18 protein-coding genes are annotated in these 20,559 nt (G+C 67.0%); 14 read left to right on the top strand and 4 right to left on the bottom strand.

Annotated features, from left to right (window positions below):
- Positions 1 to 14: 14 nt before the first annotated feature.
- From ABIC94_RS03660 to ABIC94_RS03650, 3 genes are all read right to left on the bottom strand, one after another.
- Complete coding sequence (locus ABIC94_RS03660) at positions 15 to 1,109, bottom strand: M14 family metallopeptidase (protein WP_354371374.1); 1,095 nt, start codon at positions 1,107 to 1,109, stop codon at positions 15 to 17.
- Positions 1,106 to 2,308 (bottom strand): M20 aminoacylase family protein, encoded by a 1,203-nt coding sequence (locus tag ABIC94_RS03655; protein WP_354371373.1) that lies wholly within the window; start codon positions 2,306 to 2,308, stop codon positions 1,106 to 1,108. Before ABIC94_RS03655 ends, ABIC94_RS03660 begins: the two co-directional genes overlap by 4 nt.
- Before the next feature lie 78 nt (positions 2,309 to 2,386).
- The gene (locus ABIC94_RS03650) at positions 2,387 to 3,580 is read right to left on the bottom strand and encodes a glycerophosphodiester phosphodiesterase (RefSeq protein ID WP_354371372.1); all 1,194 of its coding nucleotides are present in this window, start codon (positions 3,578 to 3,580) and stop codon (positions 2,387 to 2,389) included.
- A 101-nt stretch (positions 3,581 to 3,681) separates the two neighbouring features.
- On the opposite strand from ABIC94_RS03650, the gene argE reads away from it, so the two are divergent.
- The 9 genes from argE to ABIC94_RS03605 all read left to right on the top strand — a co-directional run bounded on the left by argE (position 3,682) and on the right by ABIC94_RS03605 (position 15,777).
- Positions 3,682 to 4,848 carry an acetylornithine deacetylase gene (gene argE / locus ABIC94_RS03645; RefSeq protein ID WP_354371371.1) on the top strand — a complete coding sequence of 389 codons (1,167 nt, stop codon included), beginning with the start codon at positions 3,682 to 3,684 and terminating at the stop codon, positions 4,846 to 4,848.
- Positions 4,841 to 6,103 carry a DUF445 domain-containing protein gene (locus ABIC94_RS03640; RefSeq protein ID WP_354371370.1) on the top strand — a complete coding sequence of 421 codons (1,263 nt, stop codon included), beginning with the start codon at positions 4,841 to 4,843 and terminating at the stop codon, positions 6,101 to 6,103. The genes argE and ABIC94_RS03640 overlap by 8 nt, the downstream gene beginning before the upstream one ends.
- 130 nt (positions 6,104 to 6,233) lie before the next feature.
- Complete coding sequence (locus tag ABIC94_RS03635; protein WP_354371368.1) at positions 6,234 to 7,898, top strand: hypothetical protein; 1,665 nt, start codon at positions 6,234 to 6,236, stop codon at positions 7,896 to 7,898.
- A 144-nt stretch (positions 7,899 to 8,042) separates the two neighbouring features.
- Positions 8,043 to 8,816, top strand: coding sequence for an MHYT domain-containing protein (locus tag ABIC94_RS03630; protein WP_354371367.1), 774 nt, complete (start codon positions 8,043 to 8,045; stop codon positions 8,814 to 8,816).
- A 72-nt stretch (positions 8,817 to 8,888) separates the two neighbouring features.
- A complete protein-coding gene (locus ABIC94_RS03625) occupies positions 8,889 to 10,499 on the top strand; it encodes an acyl-CoA carboxylase subunit beta (RefSeq protein ID WP_354371366.1) in 1,611 nt (536 codons plus the stop codon).
- Entirely contained in the window at positions 10,496 to 12,445 is a 1,950-nt protein-coding gene (locus ABIC94_RS03620) for an acetyl/propionyl/methylcrotonyl-CoA carboxylase subunit alpha (RefSeq protein WP_354371364.1), read from the top strand. Before ABIC94_RS03625 ends, ABIC94_RS03620 begins: the two co-directional genes overlap by 4 nt.
- Before the next feature lie 40 nt (positions 12,446 to 12,485).
- On the top strand, positions 12,486 to 13,400 hold the full coding sequence (locus tag ABIC94_RS03615) for an SDR family oxidoreductase (protein WP_354371363.1): 915 nt from the start codon (positions 12,486 to 12,488) through the stop codon (positions 13,398 to 13,400).
- Positions 13,401 to 13,414: 14 nt separating this feature from the next.
- Positions 13,415 to 14,593 (top strand): acyl-CoA dehydrogenase family protein, encoded by a 1,179-nt coding sequence (locus tag ABIC94_RS03610; RefSeq protein WP_354371362.1) that lies wholly within the window; start codon positions 13,415 to 13,417, stop codon positions 14,591 to 14,593.
- A 17-nt stretch (positions 14,594 to 14,610) separates the two neighbouring features.
- Positions 14,611 to 15,777 (top strand): acyl-CoA dehydrogenase family protein, encoded by a 1,167-nt coding sequence (locus ABIC94_RS03605; protein ID WP_354371361.1) that lies wholly within the window; start codon positions 14,611 to 14,613, stop codon positions 15,775 to 15,777.
- Between the two features lie 17 nt (positions 15,778 to 15,794).
- Here ABIC94_RS03605 and ABIC94_RS03600 read toward each other — a convergent pair whose 3' ends face one another.
- Positions 15,795 to 17,066, bottom strand: a complete 1,272-nt coding sequence (locus ABIC94_RS03600) for a DEAD/DEAH box helicase (RefSeq protein WP_354371359.1) — start codon at positions 17,064 to 17,066, stop codon at positions 15,795 to 15,797.
- 67 nt (positions 17,067 to 17,133) lie between these two features.
- On the opposite strand from ABIC94_RS03600, the gene ABIC94_RS03595 reads away from it, so the two are divergent.
- The 5 genes from ABIC94_RS03595 (at position 17,134) to ABIC94_RS03575 (ending at position 20,552) form a co-directional block, all read left to right on the top strand.
- Positions 17,134 to 17,508 carry a translation initiation factor Sui1 gene (locus ABIC94_RS03595; protein ID WP_354371357.1) on the top strand — a complete coding sequence of 125 codons (375 nt, stop codon included), beginning with the start codon at positions 17,134 to 17,136 and terminating at the stop codon, positions 17,506 to 17,508.
- A gap of 5 nt (positions 17,509 to 17,513) precedes the next feature.
- Positions 17,514 to 17,747 carry a DUF3820 family protein gene (locus tag ABIC94_RS03590; protein ID WP_126747804.1) on the top strand — a complete coding sequence of 78 codons (234 nt, stop codon included), beginning with the start codon at positions 17,514 to 17,516 and terminating at the stop codon, positions 17,745 to 17,747.
- Between the two features lie 181 nt (positions 17,748 to 17,928).
- Positions 17,929 to 18,348, top strand: a complete 420-nt coding sequence (locus tag ABIC94_RS03585) for an RNA recognition motif domain-containing protein (protein WP_354371356.1) — start codon at positions 17,929 to 17,931, stop codon at positions 18,346 to 18,348.
- 190 nt (positions 18,349 to 18,538) lie between these two features.
- A complete protein-coding gene (locus ABIC94_RS03580; RefSeq protein WP_354371355.1) occupies positions 18,539 to 19,027 on the top strand; it encodes a tripartite tricarboxylate transporter TctB family protein in 489 nt (162 codons plus the stop codon).
- A gap of 13 nt (positions 19,028 to 19,040) precedes the next feature.
- Positions 19,041 to 20,552, top strand: coding sequence for a tripartite tricarboxylate transporter permease (locus ABIC94_RS03575; protein WP_354371354.1), 1,512 nt, complete (start codon positions 19,041 to 19,043; stop codon positions 20,550 to 20,552).
- The last annotated feature ends 7 nt before the right edge of the window (positions 20,553 to 20,559 follow it).

The following is a 20,559-nucleotide window of genomic DNA, read 5'->3' as shown; positions in this document are numbered from 1 at the left end:
CTGACCGGGCGGTATCAGCCGCTCAAGCCGTCCACCGCCTGGAACATGGCCTGGCGGGCCTGGCTGACGACCTGGCCGCGCCAGGCGTCGGTGTCGGTATAGAAGGCGTCGCGCATCTGCGTGCGAATGCCGTCGGCCAGGTCGGCCGGTGCTTCGGGGTGCTTGTGCAGCCAGTGGTCGGCGCGCAGGGCGCCCAGAACTTCCAGCATCGGCAGCGTGCCGTATTCGAGCGCAATGCCGGTGTACTCGGCCTGCGGACACTCCTGGTACACCGCTTCGCATATCAGGCCGCGCAACGGGGCCGAGGTGGACGAACCGTCGTAGATCGAGGTCACAGGCGCCGCGGGCGCGCCCCACCAGGCGTTGGCGCGCGCGTAAGCTGCCTTGTCGTCCCTGCCGGCGAAGATGCGTTCGCCGATGCCGTTCGGGCCGAGCCCCGTGTGCAGGTCGATCCAGGCCAGCCGTCGCGCGCTGCCCGCGTGGCGGCGCAGCACGTTGCGAAGTGTCCTGTTGCTCCAGGTTGGCGCCTTGCCGCCGAAGAACAGCCCGTCGTCGAACTGGTATTGCCCGCCGGTCACGGCCGCCTGGAATGCGGCGGCGCCGTGCTTGTCGATCCATTTCTCGACGGCGGCCTGGTTCTCCGGCGTGGGCGGCCAGCTGTCGGGCAAGAGCAGCGGATGCAGCTTGGCATAGGCTTCGTTGACCGGCAACGGCTGCGAGAAATCGACGAAATTGCGGTTCAAGTCGACGTTTTCGTGCGTGACGCGCCGGCCGTAGGAAAAGCCGTGCGGATTGAGCGCGTGCACGTACAGCACCGCAACACCCTGCGCCTTGGCTTTCTCGCGCCACTCGGCGTCGTGCAGCGCGAACACCTGCACGCCGCTGCCGCAATGGCCTTCGGCGCCATGGCAGGCACTGGAAACGATCAGCAGGCGTTCGGCGTTGGCATTGCCGTCGAGCGCCACATCCATCGAAAGCTCTTCGCCGCCCTGCCCCTTGGCCGGATGCGCGTGCGGCTCGACCGTCAGGCCCGCGCTCACGCAGGCCTGCAGGAACTTCTGGCGCGCCTGGGCGTAACGCGGCGAAAACGCCTCGCCGATGCCGATCAAGGCGCGGTTCCTCCGGGCTTCAGGAACTGCTCGGCCAGTTGCACCCAGCAGGTGGCGCCCAGCGGGATGAGGTCGTCGTTGAAGTCGTAGCTCGCGTTGTGCAGCGTGCACGGCCCTTCGCCGTGGTGCACGTCGCGGTGCGAACCGTCGCCGTTGCCGATGAAGGCATAGGCGCCGGGCTTGGCCTGCAGCATGAAGGCGAAGTCTTCCGAGGTCATGGCGGGTTCCTGCCGCAGCACGTTCTCGGCGCCGACGATGCCGCCCATCACGCGGCGCGCGAAGTCGGCCTCGGCCTCGGTGTTGATGGTGGGCGGGTAGTAGCGCTCGAAGCGGAAGTCGCAGGTGGCGTCGTGCGCCGCGCAGATGTGGTCGGCAATCTTCTTCATGCGCGCTTCGATCATGTCGAGCACCTCGATGGAGAAGGTGCGCACGGTGCCCGTCAGCTCGCAGTTGTCGGGAATCACGTTGTTGGCTTCGCCCGCGTGGATGGTGGTGACCGAGATCACGGCCGAATCGGTCGGCTTCATCTTGCGCGTGAGAATGGTCTGGAAGGCCTGCACGATCTCGCAGGCGACCGGCACCGGGTCGATTCCGGTCTGCGGCAGCGCGGCATGGCCGCCCTTGCCGATGACGTTGATATAGAACTTGTTGCCCGACGCCATCACCGGCCCCGGGCTCACGGCGAACTGGCCGGCCTTCATGCCGGGCCAGTTGTGCATGCCGAACACGGCGTCCATGGGGAACTGCTCGAAGAGCCCTTCCTTGATCATTTCGCGTGCGCCGCCGCCGCCCTCTTCGGCCGGCTGGAAGATCAGGTACACCGTGCCGTCGAAGTTGCGGTTCTTCGCGAGGTGCTGGGCGGCCGCGAGCAGCATCGCCGTGTGGCCGTCGTGCCCGCAGGCGTGCATCTTGCCGTGGTGCTTGCTGGCATGGGCGAAGGTGTTGAGCTCGGTCACCGGCAGCGCATCCATGTCGGCGCGCAGGCCGACGGCGCGGTTGCTGGTGCCGTTCTTGACAATGCCCACCACGCCGGTGGTGCCCAGGCCGCGGTGAATGGGAATGCCCCATTCCGTGAGCTTGCCTGCCACCACATCGGCGGTGCGGACTTCTTCGAAGCAGAGTTCGGGATGGGCGTGGAGGTCACGTCGCACGGCGGCGATGCCGGCCGCCTGCGTGACGAGCGAATCGATGAGTTTCATGGGGCACAGTCTAGGCTTTGCGGAAATCGCCGCAAAGACTGTGCCGGGCAAACCCCCAGGCAGCGTTCAGGAAACCGGTCAGCGGCCGAGGCTCTTCAGGTACTCGGCGCGGGCGGCCACGGCGGTGTCCGTGAAATCGGTGAAAACGCCGTCCACGCCGAGCTTGTAATAGATCGCGTACTCGTTCTTGCCGTCCTTGTTGTAGTCGGCCGCCAGGCGGCGCGACTCGTTGCGGAAGGTGAACGGGTGCACGAACAGGCCGGCCTTGTGCGCGTCGGCGATCAGCGTGGTGGGCGAGACCGAGGTGGCGTCGGCGTCGTTGATCTTGCCGTCCTGGTTCACGTCGATCGGTTTGCCGTCGGCGCCCACGCTGCCCTTCACGCTCACGATGTAGCGCTTCCACGGGCCGATGCCGTCGGCATAGGTCTTGATCTCGGCCAGGCCCGCGGGCGTGACCATGACGTCGAAGTTGCGCTTGTCGCCCGCCTTGGTCCATTCGTAGGGGCGGTCGACCGGCACGGCATAGGTCATGGCGCCGGTCTTCATGTCGATGCCGTCGCCGTCGATCAGCTGGATGAGCCGGGTGTTCAGGCCCTTGGCTTTCATGTACTTGAGGCTGCCGGGCTCGAACGATTGCACGTAGATGGGCGCGGTCTTGCTGTTCCAGCCTGCGGCGTTGATGGCCGCGATGACCTTGTCTTCCATCGGCAGGCCCAGGTCGCGGAAGTAGGTCGGGTTCTTGGTCTCGGGATAGATCGCGATGGTGCGGCCGGTTTCCTTCGTCTTGGCCTTGGCGAAATCGATGATCTCCTGGAAGGTCACGACCTTGAACTTGCCGTTGAACTCCTGCGGCCGCTCGGGGTCGGTCGAAATACCGCCCAGCGTCTTGATTTCGGCCAGCGTGAAGTCGTTGCTGAACCAGCCGGTCTGGGTTTCGCCGTCGACCTTGATGGTCTTCTTGCGCGAGGCGAAACGCGGGTGCTTGGCCACGTCGGTGCTGATGGCCAGGTTGGGGTCGTGGCGGGCGATGAGCACGCCGTCCTTGGTGGAGACCAGGTCCATCTCGATCACGTCGGCGCCGAGCTCGATGGCGCGCGCATAGGCTTCGAGCGTCTGCTCCGGCAGCAAGCCCGATGCACCACGGTGCGCAATGACCAGCGGCGGCTGGCCGTCGAGCGTCAGCAGCTTGTGGGATGAACCGGGGCCGGTGGTACCGCAGGCCACAAGGCAGAGGGTGGCGGTCGCGGCAAGGGCGAAGTGAAGTCTGCGCATCGTCTTTTTCTCCATCCAAAAGAGGCGCAGCGTACCCGCTTCGCATGACACCCGGCGACAACCGCCGGCGCATGGCGCCGACTTCTTGGACAATGTGTTGCATGCTCCATACGCTTTCCCCTCAAAGCCTCGCACTGGCCCAGGCGCTGGTGCGCATGAACACCGTCAGCGCGAACAGCAATCTCGAACTGATCGACCTCGCGCAGAGCCACCTGGCCGCGCTAGGCGTGAAAAGCCGCATCACCTACAACGCCGAGCGCACCAAGGCCAACCTGTTCGCCACTCTCGGCGAAGGCAAGCCGGCCGGCGTCATCGTTTCGGGCCACACCGATACGGTGCCCTGGAACGGGCAGGAATGGAGCGTCGACCCGCTCTCCGCCGTGGTGCAGAACGAGCGCCTCTACGGGCGCGGTTCGGCCGACATGAAGAGCTTCATTGCCATCGCCTTGTCCAATGCCAGGCGCTTCCTGGAAAGCGACTCGCCCTTCGCGGTGCACTTCGCCTTCAGCTACGACGAAGAAATCGGCTGCTTCGGCGTGAGGGAACTCATTGCCGACATGCGCGACGCGGGCATCAAGCCGCTGGCTTGCATCGTGGGCGAGCCCACCAACATGGTGCCGGCCATCGCGCACAAGGGCGTGTACCGCTACAAGTGCTGCGTGCGCGGCAAGGAGGCGCATTCGTCGCTCACGCCGCACTCGGTCAACGCCATCGAGATGGCGGCGCGCCTGGTCGGCAAGGTGCGCGACATGGCCGAAGGCTTCGAGCGCAGCGAGCCGCGCTACGAGGGCTTCGACGTGCCCTTCAGCACCGCGAGCGTGGGTCAGTTCCACGGCGGCATTGCCGACAACGTGGTGCCGCGCGACGCCGAGTTTCGCTATGAATTCCGCGACCTTCCCACGGCCGACGCGAAGCGCATGCAGGCCGACGTGCTGGCCTATGCCGCGAGCATCGAGCCCGCGATGAAGAAGGTGGCGCCGGATGCGGGCTTCAAGTTCGAGACCATCTGCGAGATCCCGAGCTTCCTGGGCGCGGCCGACGACCCGGTCACGCGGCTGGCCCAGCGCCTCGCGAACGAAGAGCGCACCACGCTGGTGGCCTTCGGCACCGAAGCGGGTATTTTCAAGAATGCCGGAATCCCCACCGTGGTGTGCGGCCCGGGCAGCATCAACCAGGCGCACCAACCCGACGAATTCGTGAGCCTGGAGCAATTGGCGCGTTGCGAACTGTTCATGGAGCGCCTCGCGGCCACGCCGACCATTGGCTGAAGACAACCACGGCAGCAGTGCGCTGCAGCAGATGAAGCGCGTCGCGCTCGGCCTGCTGTGCGCCGCGGCGCTGCTCTATGCGCTGGCCAGCGCGCTGCACGGGCAGCATCCGGCCTGGGGCTACGTGGCCGCCTTTGCCGAAGCCGCGATGGTCGGCGCCATCGCCGACTGGTTTGCGGTGGTGGCGCTGTTCCGGCACCCGCTCGGCCTGCCGATTCCGCACACCGCCATCATCCCGAGCAACAAGGACCGCATCGGCGCCAAGCTGGCCGGCTTCATCTGCAACAACTTCCTGAGCACCGCGCAGGTGCTTGCCAAGCTGCGCGAGTTCGACGCGGCCGGCCGCATCGCCGACTGGCTGGCGCGGCCCGCCAGCGGCGAGAAGCTGGGCGAATGGGGCGTGGCCGCCGCGCGCTACGGGCTCGGCGCCTTCGACGACGAGCGCGTGCGCGACTTCATGGGCCGGGCCGCCGCGGCCGGCCTCGAGAAGATCGATCTCTCGCGCCTCACCGGCCAGGCGCTCGATGCCCTCACGGCCGGCGGGCGCCACCAGGCGCTGCTCGACGACGTGCTGCAGCAGGTGGCCGGCCTGCTCGAAGGCGAGGAGGTTCAGGCGCACATCACGGAAGCCATTGCGCGCGAGATAAAAACGCTGCGCTACGTGGGCCTGGACCAGATGGCGGCCAAGCTCGCCACGCGCAAGATCGTGGCGGCGGTGGCGCGCACCATCGGCGAACTGGCGGCCGAGCCCGGCCATCCGATGCGCAAGCGCTTCGACCACTTTGTCGACGACTTCGTGGTGCGGCTCAAGCTCGACCCCGAGTTCCAGCAGCGCGGCGAACAGATCCGCGCCGAGCTGATGGCCCACCCGGCCCTGGGCGACTACCTGCACGGGCTCTGGGGCGAACTGCTGGCCTGGCTGCATGACGATCTCGGCCGGGGCGACTCGACGATCCGGCGGCGCATCGCGTCGATGGCGGGCGCGCTGGGCACGCGGCTGCAGGCCGACGAGGCGATCCGCCGCTGGATCAACGAGCAGATCGAGGCGGCCGCGCCGCTGGCCATCGAGCGCTACCGCGAGGACATCCGCCGCTACATCGAGGAGCGGGTCGCCGAATGGAACGCCGAGGAAATGACCGTGGAGCTCGAGCACCACATCGGCCGCGACCTGCAGTTCATCCGCATCAACGGCACGCTGGTGGGGGGGCTGGTGGGGCTCCTGATTCACACGGTGACGCAGCTGCTGCGCGGGTGAAGGGCCCCGCGCCCATTCCTTTTCCCGCGGGTAATCCGCAGCGGACGAAAGTCCACATGTCGCGGGAGAGACTGCGCCACATCCCCTTCCTCCTTCTAGACTGCGCGCGCATCCACCCGAAGGAGAAGACATGCCCCGTCGCCCGCTCCGCGCCGCCGCAGCGCTGATCGCCACGCTCGCCCTGCTGGGCGCTTGCAGCACCATCGCGCCGCCGCCACCGTCCACGCGTCCTGTCTCGTGGGCCGCGCCCGAGGTGCTAGTGCCGCCGTCTTCATTCTCGGGCGTGCACGGCGTGGCTATCGATGCCAAGGGCCGGCTGCTCGCCGGCTCGGTGCTCGGCAACACGCTGTGGGAGGTCGACCGCACCACCGGCGCGGCCAAGGTGCTGATCGACGCGCCCGAAGGCCAGGCCGACGACATCGCGGTCGGCCCCAAGGGCGAACTGGCGTGGACCAACTACCTCATGGGCATGCTGCGCTACCGCGAGAGCGACAGCGCGCCGATGCGCGTGCTCGCCAAGGACCTGCCCGGCCTCAACTCGCTCGATTTCGACCGCCGCAACAACAAGCTTTATGCCTCGCAGGTGTTCCTTGGCGACGCGCTCTGGGAAATCGACCGCGAAGGCCAGAAGCCGCCGCGGCTCATCAAGAAGGACATGGGCGGCTTCAACGGCTTCGAGGTCGGGCCGGACGGCATGCTCTACGGGCCGCTGTGGTTCAAGGGCCAGGTCGTGAAGATCGATCCGGCCAACGGCCAGATGACCGTGATTGCCGACGGCTTCAAGATTCCCGCCGCGGCCAACCTCGACGGCAAGGGCAACCTCTGGGTGGTCGATGCGCGCAGCGGCGAGCTGGTGCGGGTGGACCTGGCCACCGGCCGCAAGACCGTCGCAAAGCAACTGCGGCCGTCGCTCGACAACCTCGCCATTGCGCGGGACACGCCCGACGGCACGATCTACATCTCGAACATGGCCAACAACGAGATACAGGCCTTCAACCCCGCCACGGGCGCGCTGCGCACGCTCACCAGCGGCAAGCTCGCGGCGCCGGCGGGTCTCAAGATCAACGGCCACACGCTCTGGGTGGCCGATGTGTTCGGCTTCCGGCAAGTGGACGTGCGCAGCGGCGAAGTGCGCGACGTGTTCCGCATGCAGCGCGACCCCGAGCTCGACTACCCTTTCGCCATCGGCCTGTCGGGCAAGCTGTTTGCGCTGACCTCGTGGTTCACCGGCACCATTCAGCTGGTCGATCGCCAGACGCTCAGGACCGTCGAGACCCTCCACGGCCTGAAGGCGCCCTTCGACGCCATGCCCATGGACGACGGCAGCGTGATCTATGCCGAAATTGCCACCGGCGGCATCACGCGCGCCAAGGGCCCCAAGTTTGCCGAGAAGCAAGTGCTCGCTAGCGGCCTGGGCGGCCCAGTGCAGATGATCATCGGCCAGGACGGCGCACTCTACGTCACCGAGGCGGCGGGCAAACTGACCCGCATTCCGCTCGATGCCAGCGCACCGCTGCGCGCCATTGCGGAGGGCCTGGCGCTGCCGGAAGGCGTGGCGCAAACGCCGTGGGGCAGCTTCATCGTGGCCGAAAGCGCGGCACGCCGGCTGGTGGAAATCGACCCCGCCGACGGTACGCGCCGCACCGTGGCGGAAAACCTGCCGATCGGGCTGGCCGCGGGCCCGGGATTGCCGCCGCCTTATGTGGTGACAGGCGTCGCCGTGGGGGGCGACGGGACCATCTACATGGCAGCCGATCGGAACAACGCGATCTATCGGATTCGCCCCAAACGGTGAGCCGCAAGGATGTAAACAGAACCAAACCGAATTCCGTTTACTTTTAAAAACAATCATTACAAACTGGTCGGCGAACGACTCGTTACAACCCTTTCGACACCCGAATCACGGTGCGAGTCGTTCTTTTCCAAGGAGAAGAAAAGTATGACTCCCCTCGTTGTTGGCCAGTTGCTGTCGCCCGAGTATTCGCTGGGGCTGGTGGCGCTCTCGTTTCTCATCTCGTTCGCGGGTTCCTTGGTGGCGCTGATCTGCGCGGGGCGCATGGTCGGTGCCGACGGCAAACCCAACCTCGCGGTCGTCGCATGCGCCGCCGTGGCGCTGGGCGGCATCGGCATCTGGTCGATGCACTTCATCGGCATGCTGGCTTACCGCCTGCCGGTCGGCATTTCGTACAACGTGCCGCTCACCATCGTGTCCCTGGTGGCGGCCATCCTCATCTCCGGCATTGCGCTGTACCTGGCGGGCGGGCGGCGCAAATTCAGCAAGTCCGGCTGGCTGGCCGGCAGCCTGCTGGCGGGCCTGGGTGTTTGCGTGATGCACTACATGGGCATGTTCGCGATGAACATGCGCGCCTCGATGGATTTCGACTCCAACGTCGTGGCGCTGTCGGTGGCCATTGCCATTACCGCGGCCGGCGCGGCCCTGTGGCTGGCCTTCAACCTGCGCCGGCTCAGCCACCAGATCGCGGCGGCGGCCGTGATGGGCGTGGCGGTCTGCACCATGCACTACGTGGGCATGAGCGCTGCCAGCATGATCTGCATTGCGGCCGCGCCCACCGATGCGCTCGCCATCGGCGGCAGCTACATGGGCCTTACGGTGTTCGGCACGGCCGGCGCCGTGCTGATCTTCATTTACTGGGTCATCACGGGAAGCAGCCTGGACGCACCCGCTGCGGCGCGCCGGGTCCGCACCAGCTAATTGGCGCAAGCCGGGCGCGCGGCGGCGCCCTAGAGTCGGTGCAGAGCGAAAGCCATCTGCACTGACTCCTCCATGCCCGTCATCGAATCCCGGCTGCACGCGGCCAGCGAATCCTTCCAGGCCCACCGCGCCGGCATGCTGGCGTTGCTCGGGCAGGTGCGGGCGCACGAGGCCCGCTCGGCGGCGGCCTCGAATGCCTCGGCCGAGCGCTTTGCCAGGCGCGGCCAGTTGCTGCCGCGCGAACGGCTCGCGCTGCTGCTCGACACCGGCGCGCCTTTTCTGCCGCTGGCCTCGCTCGCGGGGCTGGGCCACGACAACGAAGACCTCGGCAAGAGCGTGCCCGGCGGCGGCGTGATCGCGGGCATCGGCCAGGTCTCGGGCGTGCGCTGCATGGTGAGCGCATCCGATTCGGGCATCGACGCCGGCGCGCTGCAACCCATGGGGCTCGACAAGCAGTTGCGCGTGCAGGAGATTGCGCTCGAAAACAGGCTGCCCTACGTTCAGCTGGTGGAAAGCGCGGGCGCCAATCTCATGCAATACCGCGTGCAGGACTTCGTGCGCGGCGGCGGCATCTTCCGCAACCTGGCACGGCTCTCCGCCGCGGGGCTGCCGGTGGTGACGGTGACGCACGGCTCTTCGACCGCGGGCGGCGCGTACCAGACGGGGCTTTCGGACTACATCGTGATGGTGCGGGACCGCACCCGCGCTTTCCTGGCGGGCCCGCCGCTGCTCAAGGCGGCCACCGGCGAAATCGCCACCGAGGAAGAGCTGGGCGGCGCCGTGATGCACACCCATGTCTCGGGCCTCGGCGACTACCTGGCGGAAGACGACCGCGATGCCATCCGCATCGCGCGCTCGATCCTGGGCGGCATCGACTGGGCGCGCGGCGAGGCGACACGCCAGTTCGCCCCACCGCTCTACCAAGCCGAAGAGCTGCTCGGCATCATGCCGGGCGACGGACGGCAGCCGGTCGACATGCGCGAGGTGATCGCGCGCATTGCCGACGGCTCCGAGTTCCTCGAATTCAGCGAGCACTACGGCAGCGCCACCGTGTGCGGGCACATCCGGCTCGAAGGCCACGCGGTGGGCATCGTCACCAACAACGGCCCCATCGACTCCGACGGCGCGACCAAGGCCACGCATTTCATCCAGGCCTGCTGCCAGTCGCGCACGCCCATCGTCTACCTGCAGAACATCACGGGCTACATGGTGGGCCGCGCGCACGAGGAGGCCGGCATCATCAAGCACGGCGCCAAGATGATCCAGGCCGTGACCAGCGCCACGGTGCCGCAGATCACACTGCATTGCGGCGCCTCGTACGGCGCGGGCAACTACGGCATGTGCGGCCGGGGCTTCGCGCCGCGCTTCTGCTTTTCGTGGCCCAACGCGCGCACCGCGGTCATGGGCGGCGAGCAGGCGGCGAAAACCATGGCCATCGTGATGGAGGCGGGCATGGCCAGAAAGGGCACGGTCGACCGCACGAAGATCGACACCATGCAGCAGCAGATCGTCGAACGCTTCGAGCGGCAGATGAGCGTGTTCACCACCAGCGCGCTGCTGCTCGACGACGGCGTGATCGACCCGCGCGACACGCGTGCGGTGCTGGCGGAAGTGCTTTCGGTGTGCCGCGACGCCGATGCGCGCGTGCCGCAGGCGATGCAGTTTTCGGTGGCAAGACCATGAGCTTCAGCAAGATTCTTGTGGCCAACCGCGGCGAAATCGCGGTGCGCGTGATGCGCACCGCGCGCGCCATGGGCTACCGCACGGTCGCCGTGTATTCGAGCGTGGACGCCGATGCCGAACATGTGCGCCACGCCGACCAGGCGGTGTGGATCGGCGAGCCGCTGCCCGCGCAAAGCTATCTGAACATTGCCGCCGTCGTCGAAGCCGCGCGCTCGAGCGGCGCGCAGGCGGTGCATCCCGGCTACGGCTTCCTGGCCGAGAACGCGGAATTCGCGCAGGCCTGCCGCGATGCGGGGCTGGTGTTCATCGGGCCGTCGCCCGAAGCCATTCGCGCAATGGGCGACAAGGCGGGCGCCAAACGGCTGATGCAAGCGGCCGGCGTGCCTTGCATTCCGGGCTATGAAGGCGCCCGGCAAGACCCCGCCACGCTCGCTGCCGAAGCCGCGCGCATCGGCTGGCCGGTGATGATCAAGGCAACGGCCGGAGGCGGCGGGCGCGGCATGCGGCTCGTGCCCTCGGCCGAGGCTTTTGCCGATTTGCTGCAAGGCGCGCAATCGGAAGCGCTCCACGCCTTCGGCGATGCAACGGTGATTTTGGAACGTGCCATCGCCGCGCCGCGCCACATCGAGATCCAGCTGTTCGCCGACCGGCATGGCCACGTCATCCACCTTGGGGAGCGCGACTGCTCGGTGCAGCGGCGGCATCAGAAGGTGATCGAGGAATCGCCCTCGCCGGCGGTGTCCGCGGCCTTGCGCGAACGCATGGGAGCCACCGCCGTGGCGGCCGCGAAAGCCATCGGCTACGAAGGGGCGGGCACGCTCGAATTCCTGCTCGATGCCGAGGGGCGGTACTGGTTCATGGAAATGAACACGCGGCTGCAGGTGGAACACCCGGTGACCGAGGCCGTGACCGGCCTCGACCTGGTCGAACTGCAATTGCGCGTCGCGGCCGGCGAGCCGCTGCCGCTGACGCAGCAGGAGGTGCGCATCAGCGGCCACGCCATCGAAGTGCGGCTTTGCGCAGAAGATCCGCAGCAGGGCTTTCTGCCGCAAAGCGGCACGCTCGCCAGGTGGCGCCTTGCTCCAGCCCTGCGCACCGAACACGCGCTGCGCGACGGTGCTTCGGTGCCGCCCTTCTACGATTCGATGATTGCAAAGCTCGTGGCGCACGGCCGCACGCGCGACGAAGCCCGGCAGCGGCTGCTCACGGGCTTGCAGGACACGGTGGCGCTGGGCGTCGCGACGAACCAGCAGTTGCTGCAACGCGCATTGGCGCATCCGGTGTTCGCGAGCGGCGGGGCGACCACCGCTTTCATCGCCGAACAGCTCGACGGCCTGCTCGCACCCGACGCCGCGGCTGAAGCCCGCGCCTCGCTGCTGGCCGCGCTGCTGCTTCAACTCGGAGACCGAGGCTGGCCTTCGCCGCTCGCGCACAAGCTGCCGAATGCGCTGCGCTTCGCGCTCGGCGGCACGCCTCACGCGGCACGCGTTCAGCCTCTGGGTGCGTGTGGCTTCGACATCGCCCTCGGCGACCGGCCGCCGGTACGCATCGAACTGCTTGCGCTGCCCGGTGACGGGCATGTGCGCTTCTCCTGCGATGGCTTGGCCGAACAAACCGTGGTGGCGCGCGAGTCGGCGAACCGCCTCTTCTTTCACTTTCGCGGCCGGGCCTTTCAGCTCGACAACCTCACGCACGTTGCGGTCGCGCGAGACGACGCCACCGCCGGCGACGGGCTGCTGCGCGCCTCGATGAACGGCCGCGTCATCGCACTGCTGGCGGCGGAAGGCGACACCGTGGCCGCCGGCCAACCGCTCGTCACGCTCGAAGCGATGAAGATGGAACATATGCACTGTGCGCCGCGCGGCGGCCGGGTGGCCGCGTTGCATGTGGCCGTGGGCACGCAGGTGGCCGCGCGCCATGTGATGGCGGAAATCGCCGACGCATGACGATGCCGCACTTGCGACGATATTTTTCGAAAGCCGTCCGATGAACGCTTCTTCCCGGTACCGCTCCGTTTTCTCCCCCGGCCTGTTCGCCGGCCAGGTGATCGTCGTCACGGGCGGCGGCTCCGGCATCGGCCGCTGCACGGCACACGAACTCGCGTCTCTCGGTGCGCACGTGGTGCTGGTCGGCCGCAACCTCGAAAAGCTCGAGGCGGTGCAAGCCGAAATCGCCGGCGACGGCGGCAAGGCCGGCACGCAGGCCTTCGATATCCGGCAGGAAGAAGCCGTGCGCAGCGCGGTGGCCGCCATCGTGGCCGCGCACGGGCGCATCCACGGGCTGGTGAACAACGCGGGCGGCCAGTACATCACGCCGCTCGCGGCCATTTCGGCCAAGGGCTGGGAGGCGGTGATCCACACCAACCTCACGGGCGGCTTCCTCGTGGCGCGCGAGTGCTTTCTGCAGAGCATGCAGGCGCACGGCGGCGCCATCGTCAACATCGTGGCCGACATGTGGGGCTCGATGCCCAACATGGGCCACAGCGGCGCCGCGCGCGCCGGCATGGTGAGCTTCACCGAGACCGCGGCGCTCGAATGGGCCGCGAGCGGCGTGCGCGTGAATGCCGTGGCGCCGGGCTACATCGCATCGAGCGGCATGGACCACTATCCGCCCGAAGCCGGCGACATGCTGCGCGCCATGCGCAACACCGTGCCCGCGGGCCGCTTCGGCAACGAGGCCGAGACCTCCGCCGCCATCGCCTTCCTGCTGAGCCCGGCCGCGAGCTTCATCAGCGGCAGCGTGCTGCGCGTGGATGGCGCGCGCCCGCAGGTGCGCATGGGCTGGCCGATGGCACTGCCCGATGCGCAGGCGCAACAGCGCGCGGCGGTGCGGCCTTTCGACGGCTTTCACCTCGCGCAGACGCCGCGCGTTTTCAAGAACGGCGACGAACCGAACGACTGACTGGAGACAACCGCATGCAGTACACCCACGAGCATCTCGAAATACAGAAGACGCTGCGCCGCTTCATCGACGACGAGATCAATCCGCATGTCGACGAATGGGAAGAAGCCGAGATCTTTCCCGCGCACGAGGTCTTCAAGAAGCTCGGCAACCTCGGCATGCTGGGCCTCAACAAGCCCGAGGCCTTCGGCGGCGCGGGCCTCGATTATTCGTATGCCATGGCCATGGCCGAGGCGCTGGGCCACATCAGCTGCGGCGGGGTGCCGATGGCCATTGGCGTGCAGACCGACATGTGCACGCCCGCGCTTGCGCGCTTCGGCAGCGACGAGCTGCGCCGCGAGTTCCTGGCGCCCGCCATTGCGGGCGATATGGTCGGCTGCATCGGCGTGAGCGAGCCCGGCGCGGGCAGCGACGTGGCGGGCCTCAAGAGCCATGCGCGCAAGGACGGCGACGACTACCTCGTCAGCGGCCAGAAGATGTGGATCACCAACAGCCTGCAGGCCGACTGGATGTGCATGCTGGTCAACACCAGCGATGGGCAGAGCGCAGCGGGCTATAGCCCTCACCGCAACAAGTCGCTCGTGATGGTGCCGATGGACAGCCCTGGCATCGAGAAGGCGAAGAAGATCCGCAAGATCGGCATGCATTCGAGCGACACCGGCCTGATCTATTTCGACAACGTGCGCGTGCCCCAGCGCTATCGCATCGGCGAGGAAGGACAGGGCTTCGTCTACCAGATGCAGCAGTTCCAGGAAGAACGGCTGTGGGCCGCCGCGAGCTCGCTCGAACCGATGGAAGACTGCATTGCGCAGACCATCGGATGGGCGCAGGAGCGCAAGATGTTCGGCGCCACGCTGGCCGACCAGCAGTGGGTGCAGTTCAAGCTGGCCGAGCTCAAGACCGAGGTGGAAGCGCTGCGCGCCCTCACCTACCGCGCCTGCGACCTGCATGTGCAGGGCGAAGACGTGCTCGAACTGGCCTCGATGGCCAAGCTCAAGACCGGCCGGCTCACGCGGCAGGTGGCCGACACCTGCCTGCAGTTCTGGGGTGGCATGGGCTTCACGCTCGAGAACCGCGTCTCGCGCCTGTACCGTGACGGCCGCCTCGGCTCGATCGGCGGCGGCGCGGACGAAGTGATGCTCGGCATCCTCGCCAAGACGATGGGCATCGCCAAGCGGCCACCACGCGGCTGACGGCGGCTGAAGCGCACATGGATGCCGAACTGCAAGCCGACCGCGCGGCGCTGGCCGACACGGTGCGGCGCTTTGCCGAAAGCGAGATCGCGCCGCACGTGCAGGCCTGGGACGACGCCGGCGAGTTTCCCCGTGCGCTGTATGCACGCGCCGCGGAACTGGGCTTGCTCGGCCTCGGCTACCCCGAGGCGCTGGGCGGCACGCCGGCCCCGTATTCGCTGAAGCTCCCCGCATGGATCGCGCTCGCGCGCCACGGAAAAAGCGGCGGCGTGCTCGCGAGCCTGTTCTCGCACAACATCGGACTGCCGCCCGTGGTGCTGCATGCGAGCGATGCGGTGCGCGGCGAAGTGGTTCCGCCTGTGTTGCGCGGCGAGAAGATCGCGGCCCTCGCCATCACCGAACCCGGCGGCGGCTCCGATGTGGCGGCGCTGCGCACCACGGCAAGGCGCGACGGGGCGCACTACGTGGTGAACGGCGAGAAGACCTTCATCACCTCGGGCATGCGCGCCGACTGGATCACGGTGGCGGTACGCACCGGCGAGGAACGCGGTGCGGGGGGCATCTCGATGCTGCTGGTGCCCGGCGATGCGGCCGGCCTCACGCGCACACGCCTCGCGAAGATGGGCTGGCTGTGTTCCGACACCGCGGCTCTGCATTTCGACAACGTGCGCGTGCCCGTGCGCTACCTTCTTGGGAACGAAGGCACAGGCTTCCGCATGGTCATGGGCAACTTCAACGGCGAGCGCATCGGCCTTGCAGCCGGCGCGCTCGGGTTTGCGCAAGCCTGCCTCGACGAAGCGCTGGCCTGGGCGCGCGAGCGCAAGACCTTCGGCGCCGCGCTCATCGAGCACCAGGCGGTGCGGCACAAGCTCGTGGACATGCAGATGCGCATCACGTCCACCGAAGCGTGGCTCGAAGCCGTATCGGCCGAAGGCGATGCGCACGAAGCGGCCGGCCGCTTCAATGCGCCCGAATGGGTCGCGCAGGTCTGCATGCTGAAGAACCACGCCACGCAGACCATGCAGTTCTGCGCCGACCAGGCCGTGCAGATCCTGGGCGGCATGGGTTTCATGCGCGGGACGGTGAGCGAGCGCGTCTACCGCGAAGTGAAGGTGATGATGATCGGCGGCGGCGCCGAAGAAATCATGAAGGAGTTGGCTGCGCGGCAGATGGGCTGGCTTTAGACCCTAGGCCCCGGCGGTCAGTCGTTCTGCTCGCTCTCGCCTTGCCGGCCCGCAGCGAGTGCATTCGCCGCGCGCAGCTTGTCCTTCTTGCTCGGCCGCTTGCCCTTGATGCCGCCGGTGCCCGAGGCATCGACCATCGGCGCGGGGGCCTCGGTCGGCTCGAAGCCTTCGATGCGCTCGCGCGGCAGGCTGAGGCCCTGGCGTTTCTCGATCAGGCGAAAGTGCGCCTCGGTGGCCGCGCTCACGAAGCTGATCGCCAGCCCGCTTTCGCCGGCGCGGCCGGTGCGGCCGATGCGGTGGATGTAGTCGGTGGGCGAGCGCGGCAGGTCGTAGTTGATCACCACGGGCAGCTGCGCAATGTCGATGCCGCGCGCCGCAAGGTCGGTGGCAATCACCACGTCCCAGCGGCTTTCCTTGAACTGCGCGAGGATGCCGGTGCGCGTGCCCTGTGCAATGTCGCCATGGAACGGTACGGCATACACGCCGTTCTTGTAGAGCTTTTCGGCCACGATCTGCGCCGAATGCTGCGTGGCGACGAAGACCAGCACGCGCTCCCACTCGTTTTCTTTCAGCAGGTGGCGCAGCAACTGCGTGCGGCGGTTCGCGTCGACTTCGATCACGCGCTGCACGATGGCGGGCTCGGTGCCGGGCTCGCCCTGCACGTCGATCACCGCCGGGTCGCGCAGCGTGCCGTCGGCCAGCGCCTGGATGGCGGGCGGGAACGTGGCTGAGAACAGCAGGTTCTGGCGCTGCGCCGGCAGCAGCGCGAGGATGCGGCCCAGTTCTTCGGCAAAGCCGAGGTCGAACAGGCGGTCGGCCTCGTCGAGCACGAGCATGGACACTGCGCCGAGCTTCAGCGCGTTGTGGTCCACCAGGTCGAGCAGCCGGCCCGGTGTGGCCACCACGATGTCGGCCCCGCCGCGCAGGCTCATCATCTGCGGGTTGATCGACACGCCGCCGAAGGCAATCGCGATCTTGAGCCGTTCGGGCAGGTGCTGCGCCAGGCTGCGCATGGTTTCGCCCACCTGGGCCGCGAGTTCGCGCGTGGGCACGAGCACCAGCGCGCGCACGCGGCGCGGCGTCCCTGCGGCTTCACCGGCCAGGCGCTGCAGCAGCGGCAGGGAAAATGCGGCGGTCTTGCCGGAGCCGGTCTGCGCCGAGCCCCGCACGTCGCGGCCCTGCAGAATCGCGGGAATGGCCGCAGCCTGGATGGCGGTCGGCGCGGCATAGCCGCTTTCGGCGGCAGCCTGCACGAGCGCGGGGGCCAGGCCCAGTGATTCGAATGGCATGTGAACAGACAGAGAAAAATGAACCGAGAGACAGTAAAAACGAAGCGATGAAGAAGAGATCGACCGAATGGCAACGATGAAAAACAATCAGGCCAGCGCCCTGGTGTACTCCACCGAGGCCGGCGGCCGCATGTGCCCCGAATGCCGCGCGCCGATGGCGCAGTGCCGCTGCAAGGCAGCGAACGCACGCATTCCGGCCACCGATGGCATTGTGCGTGTATCGCACGAGACCAAGGGCCGCAAAGGCAAGGGCGTGACGGTGGTCAAGGGCCTGGCGCTCGATGCGGCGGCGCTCGCGGCCATGGGCAAACAGCTCAAGACGGCCTGCGGCTCGGGCGGCACGGTGAAGGACGGCACCATCGAGATCCAGGGCGATCACCGCGAACTGGTGATCGCGGCACTCACGAAGCACGGCCACGTGGTCAAGCGCGCCGGAGGCTGAACCCCATGAAACCCGAAGACCTGCAGCGTCTCGTCACACTCGAAATGCCTTTCGGCAAGCACAAGGGCACGTTGATTGCCGATTTGCCGGGCAATTATCTGAATTGGTTCGCACGCGAGGGTTTTCCCGCGGGTGAGATCGGCAGGCTGCTCCATTTAATGCATGAAATAGACCACAATGGGCTTTCCGGCCTGCTCCAACCGTTGCGAAATCGCCCGCCCAGACGTGATGTTTCGTAATAACCGCGAATTTCGGCACGCTTTTGCCGGATCGGATTGATAATCGAGCCTACGTGTCTGTGAGCTTGTCTCCCGTGCACGTAATTCGGTGATCGGTCAGTTTCGCGCCACAGCGCATTTGTTTGTTGTGATTCTGGGACTCCATCGCTTTGTCTTGTTGGTTTGAATTAGGAGTCCCTCAATGGGCAAGAAACTCTACGTAGGCAACCTCGCCTACTCTGTGCGTGACAACGACCTGGAACAGGCTTTCGGCGAGTTCGGCTCGATCGTCAGCGCCAAGGTCATGATGGAACGCGACACCGGTCGCTCCAAGGGCTTCGGTTTCGTGGAAATGGGCACCGACGCTGAAGCGCTGGCTGCCGTTGAAGCCATGAACGGCCATTCGCTCCAGGGCCGCGCCCTGACCGTGAACGAAGCACGTCCGATGGAAGCTCGTCCCCCCCGTACCGGTGGTGGCGGCTACGGCGGCGGCGCTGGCGGTGGTGGCGGCGGCTACGGTGGTGGTGGCGGCGGCGGCTACGGTGGTGGCGGCGGCGGCGGTGGCCGCAGCGGTGGTGGCGGTGGTTACGGCGGCGGCGGCGGTGGTCGCGGCGGCTACTAAGCCCTTCCCCCGAGACTTCGCTCTCAAATAAAAAAGCTCCTTCGGGAGCTTTTTTCGTTTCTGCCCTCCTCGTCTTTTTTGCGCGAGGCCCTGGGAGCACCCTTGTACGCATTTGTCCTTACCGCGCCGGTCAGCCAACGGTCAGCCGCGGGCGACGACCCTCACCCGTCCAATCAAGAGGGTCGAGACAATGCGTATAAAGAGTCAGGCTGACTTCTTTTCGGGAGTCATGTTCACATCAGTAGGCGGTGCCTTCGCCATCGGTGCCACCACCTACACCATCGGCGACGGTGCCCGCATGGGCCCCGGCTACTTCCCGCTCATGCTGGGCATCCTGCTGGCCGTGCTCGGGGCATTCATCATGTTCCAGGCGATGGTGGTCGAAACCGCCGGCGGAGATCCGATCGGCAAATGGGCCTGGAAGCCATTGGCTTTCGTGCTCGGCGCCAATCTGGCTTTCGGCGTGCTGCTCGGCGGGCTGCCGAGCATCGGGTTGCCCGCCATGGGGATGATCGTCGCGATCTACGCGCTCACCATCATCTCAAGCATGGCCGGCCAGCATTTCAAGCTGCGCGACGTGCTGGTGCTGTCGACCATCTTGGCGGCCGGCAGCTACGTGGCCTTCATCTGGGCGCTCAAGCTCCAGATCCAGGTCTGGCCTACTTTCATTTCGGGTTGAGGAGCACACCGCCATGGAACTGTTCCACAACCTCGCGACCGGCTTCGGCGTCGCCTTCACTTTCACCAACCTGCTGTATTGCCTGGTCGGCTGCATCTTGGGCACGCTGATCGGCGTGCTGCCGGGCATCGGCCCGGTCGCGACCATCGCGATGCTGCTGCCCGCCACGTACGCGCTGCCGCCCGTGTCGGCGCTGATCATGCTGGCCGGCATCTACTACGGCGCACAGTACGGCGGCTCGACCACCGCCATTCTGGTGAACCTGCCGGGGGAATCGTCTTCCGTGGTCACCTGTATCGACGGCTACCAGATGGCAAGGCAGGGCCGCGCGGGCCCCGCGCTCGCCGCCGCGGGCCTGGGCTCGTTCTTTGCGGGCTGCGTGGGCACGCTGATCCTGGCTGCCTTTGCGCCACCGCTCACCGAGCTGGCCTTCAAGTTCGGCCCGGCCGAGTACTTCTCGCTGATGACGCTGGGCCTGATCGGCGCGGTGGTGCTGGCTTCGGGTTCGCTGCTCAAGGCCGTGGCCATGATCGTGCTCGGCCTGCTGCTCGGCATCGTCGGTACCGACGTCAATTCGGGCGTCGCGCGCTTCAGCTTCGACATTCCAGAGCTCACCGACGGCATCGGCTTCGTGGTGATTGCCATGGGCGTGTTCGGCTATGGCGAAATCATCGGCAACCTCTCTCAGCCCGACGACGAGCGCGAAGTTTTCACGCACAAGGTGAAGGGCCTGTGGCCCACCAAGGAAGACTTCAAGCGCATGACGCCCGCGGTGCTGCGCGGCACCGCCCTGGGTTCGGCGCTCGGCATCCTGCCCGGCGGCGGCGCGCTGCTGGCGGCCTTCGCGGCCTATGCGCTCGAGAAGAAAATCAAGATGCGTCCCGGCGAAGTGCCCTTCGGCAAGGGCAACATCCGCGGCGTGGCATCGCCCGAATCGGCCAACAACGCCGGTGCGCAGACCTCCTTCATTCCGCTGCTCACCCTGGGCATTCCGCCCAACGCGGTCATGGCGCTGATGGTGGGTGCGATGACCATCCACAACATCCAGCCCGGCCCCCAAGTGATGACCAGCAACCCGGAACTCTTCTGGGGGCTGATTGCCTCGATGTGGATCGGCAACGCCATGCTGATCGTGCTGAACCTGCCGCTGATCGGCATGTGGATCAAGCTGCTGACGGTGCCCTACAAGTTCCTGTTCCCCGCCATCGTGCTGTTCTGCGCGATTGGCGTGTACTCGACCAACAACAACACCTTCGACATCTGGATGGTGGCGGCCTTCGGCTTCATCGGCTACCTGTTCATCAAGCTGAAGACCGAGCCCGCGCCATTGCTGCTGGGCTTCATCCTCGGGCCGATGATGGAAGAAAACCTGCGCCGCGCGTTGCTGCTGTCGCGCGGCACATGGAGCGTGTTCGTCACGCGGCCCCTGTCGGCGGGCTTGCTGGTCGCGGCGGCGTTGCTGCTCGGCATCGTGCTGCTGCCGTCGATCAAGGCAAAACGCGAAGAAGCCTTCGTCGAGGAATAGGCCCGCC

Origin of the sequence: Variovorax paradoxus, assembly GCF_040544635.1 — a bacterium.
GTDB lineage: Bacteria > Pseudomonadota > Gammaproteobacteria > Burkholderiales > Burkholderiaceae_C > Variovorax > Variovorax paradoxus_R.
Note: the sequence above shows the minus strand (reverse complement) of the source record. Positions and strands in the feature narration are given on the sequence as shown.